Raw genomic sequence first — 998 nt, 5'->3', positions numbered from 1 at the left:
GGCGTGTCCTCTCCGTTCACGGTCGCCAGGGCAGTGAGGTCGGTCTCGCCGATCTCGGCGCGCACGAACGACTCCGCCGCCTGGGCCTGCGGCGGCAGCGCACTGCGCCCTCGGTCATGGACGGTGCCGAGCAGGAGCCGGGGGAGCTGCCCGTCGGCCGCCGCGTCCACGGTCTGCGCCGCGAGGTCGGTGTCGAGCCTGGCCAGCGTCTGACCGTGGGGGAGCAGGATGCCCGTGGGCGCGAACCGGTGACCGCCGGTGTGCGAGCACTCCCAGACCCGACCCGGCTGCCGCTCGGCGGCACCAGCGGCGACGGGTCGGCCGCGCACCGCGCAGCAGACGTCCCGCTTGGCGTTGGTGCAGACCAGCAGGACCGGCTCGGCGGGTGCGAGCTCCGGCCACCGACGCAGGGCAGCCTCCCGGTCACCGGTGCCGAGCAGCTCGGGATCGATCCGGTGCAGCAGCTCGGCCGGGTCCGCGACGGTGCCCGACAACAACCAGGGCGCCTCGCCCGACCAAGCGACGAAGACCCGGTGCGACTGCGGCGTATGGCGATCCGGGTGCACGCCCGGGCGCCGAACCAAGATCAACCGGCCCCCGGCGTCGGCACAGGCACGGGTGAGCTGGTCACCGACGTCCGGCGCGAGGTGAGACTCGCGGGCGGCGTCGCGCCCCCACGGTCCCTCCTGCTCGAGGGCCACCCAGAACCGGGCCACCGAGGCGGTCCCGTAGGCCGGGGCCTCGAGGTTGTCCCAGAGCACCGAGCACGCGTCCGGGGCGCTGCGGCCGTGGGCCAGCGAGGTCACTCGCGCCCCGCGGGGAACTCCGGCAGGGGCAGCTCGGCGGCGGTGGGTTCGGTGCTGGTGTTGCCGGAGACCTCCGGCAGCGCGCCGGCGATGGCGGCGATCGGCGCGGGCGCCGGCACCCCGGACCCGTCACGCCGGCCGTTCGCCTCCGGCAGCTCGATCGACACCCCGCTCGCCCCGGCTGCTCGCGCG

The 998-nt window shown here is 76.1% G+C and carries 2 protein-coding genes; both read right to left on the bottom strand.

All coding sequences use genetic code 11. The annotated features are described in order from the left end of the window. Positions 1-806, bottom strand: an 806-nt coding sequence (locus FRW57_RS22035) for a sucrase ferredoxin (RefSeq protein ID WP_275263258.1), incomplete at its 3' end; no start/stop codon positions are given. Beyond that, positions 803-998: hypothetical protein (locus FRW57_RS23710; RefSeq protein ID WP_162529474.1), on the bottom strand; the 196-nt coding region annotated here is incomplete at its 5' end. The genes FRW57_RS22035 and FRW57_RS23710, both read right to left, overlap by 4 nt.

The organism is Segeticoccus rhizosphaerae (genome assembly GCF_009192725.1).
Lineage (GTDB): Bacteria > Actinomycetota > Actinomycetes > Actinomycetales > Dermatophilaceae > Segeticoccus > Segeticoccus rhizosphaerae.
Note: the sequence above shows the minus strand (reverse complement) of the source record. Positions and strands in the feature narration are given on the sequence as shown.